At 36.1% G+C, this 1,897-nt stretch carries 2 protein-coding genes; both read left to right on the forward strand.

Translation table 11 applies throughout. The features are described from left to right. Positions 1 to 225 precede the first annotated feature (225 nt). Positions 226 to 1,128: a hypothetical protein gene (locus H6S82_RS31335; RefSeq protein WP_190469070.1), complete on the forward strand. Its 903-nt coding sequence runs from the start codon at positions 226 to 228 to the stop codon at positions 1,126 to 1,128. After that, positions 1,097 to 1,741, forward strand: coding sequence for a hypothetical protein (locus H6S82_RS31340; protein ID WP_242057188.1), 645 nt, complete (start codon positions 1,097 to 1,099; stop codon positions 1,739 to 1,741). Before H6S82_RS31335 ends, H6S82_RS31340 begins: the two co-directional genes overlap by 32 nt. The last annotated feature ends 156 nt before the right edge of the window (positions 1,742 to 1,897 follow it).

Genomic DNA, 1,897 nt, shown 5'->3' on the forward strand with positions numbered 1-1,897 from the left:
CGTCAGTAGATGCCATGCTATCAGCCTCAACAATTCCTGATGTAATCCTAACATAAATCCTGATGTTTATCAGACTATAGCTGAGTTTGGCTAGTCTATTATGAGTAAAAAACTGTACAGCAATACCAGCCAATGGTCAACAGGTGGATAAAGTTAAGCTCAAGCTGCCAAGCGCTGCTATTGCTGAAATTTCTAAATCACTCAAGGAGCATAAGAAGCAGAGCGATGGATTCTTTGAGAATAGCGAAGCAAATTAATTCAGAGTTGGCACTTATTCGTTCTCAGTACCATAATGTCCTAAGCGCTGAAGAAAGATCCGAGATTTTGGATAGTATAACTACTTGTCTGGCCAACGAGTTTGCAGATGTAATTTATCTATCAATATGTGATAGGCAGAGAAATCAAGAATTATTGAAATGGAGTTATGACTTAAGCGATAGAAACTATCCGCAAAGAGTTGGCCCAGAAACTCAAGATGTAATGATTTACCTTGCGAAACATAGCTATGATGTTTATATAAATTGTACTGTCAAGTGGTCATCTCGATTTTCAGCGATGGACAAAAGAAATCGCGAGAACGAACTGCGCGGTACTATTTGGGATGAAAATAGACTTTCTTCGTTAACTGAAAAGGTGACAAATCTTGAAGGAGGTCATCATAAAGATTTAGATCAAAACTCAAGTATTTCTACTCAATACCTAAATTTGCAGGGAATTGAGAAAGATCTTTCCAAACTTGCGTTAGAAGAAATAATTGACAAAAAAGACATTGAAAATATTACGCATAGCTTAAAAAATGATTTGGATCGCGGTTATATTCAAGGAGTTTCCTTTTCAATCAAAGCGCAAACAAAGCCTATAATTGAATGGGAATTTGAACTGGATTCAAGTAATCTATTTAATCGAAGTGGTGACGGAATTGAAAATGTGGATTTTAGACAAATAGAAGCGGATTTAGCACTACACATAAAGCCAATATTTAGCGAGAAGTTCAAACAAATGACACAGGAAAATAAGCAGCAACTAATAAAAGAAAAGCAAGAATCGAATAATCCTATTTGGTTTGCCAAGGTTGGACGTAGTAAAAAAGGAATTTTTGAATGGTTTAAAGATATTATTGGTATTTGATTTTTTAGAAATAAGAAGTTTATCTTTTGTTGTCAACTATGAGGATATTCACATAATGAAAAGCCTTGTTGTTTCAGAATCTATTTCAGTTACACAGAACGATGTTTTATATGTGGCGCAGCAACTTACGAGAGATTTAAAAGCTCTAAGTAAAGCTTACCCAAATCTTTTGTCTATAGACTATGCTTCAGATTTACAAGACTCATTTACAACTTTTTTATATAACAATGCCATTACTGAACTAGGATTCAGTATTTACGATCCGGCTAACTCAAACCTTGTCTACCATGAGTATCGATATAAAGTTCTTTACGGTGGAGATGTTGTATCTGTTAATCCCAGCGGCGGTAGAGGAGGGCGTGGAGGACGCAGTGTAGAACCCGTCTCAGTTCCCAGTTCAGCACTGTTTATTCCTTGGGTTAAATGGTCGCAGACAATGATGCTTTTGTCAGAAGATGAACAAAGAAATATTGTAATCGATACGGGCTGGTCAATACCTGGAAAAGGTTCTAGTTTTCAAGGCAAGTATGAGGGTGGAAACTGGAGCAACTTGGGGCATTATTACAGTGGATCTCTTGGTGTTTCTGGCTTGGTATATGTCAGAGAAACTTGATTCTATAAATAAAGTTATGCCAAAAATTATGCCAAGTCTAAATTTGCGCTTATTTCAAGGAACAGATTGTCATCTTGTTATGTTATCTTCCCTTTCAGTAATTGAAACAACCTTAAATATTACTCTTGATAAAGCTAGCTTACCAACACTTGTATC

The organism is Planktothrix sp. FACHB-1355, assembly GCF_014748295.1.
Lineage (GTDB): Bacteria > Cyanobacteriota > Cyanobacteriia > Cyanobacteriales > Aerosakkonemataceae > Aerosakkonema > Aerosakkonema funiforme_A.

Excerpts from the sequence above, each read along its gene's own strand:
- H6S82_RS31335 (WP_190469070.1), top strand. The coding sequence starts at position 226 with ATGGATTCTTTGAGAATAGCGAAGCAAATTAATTCAGAGTTGGCACTT.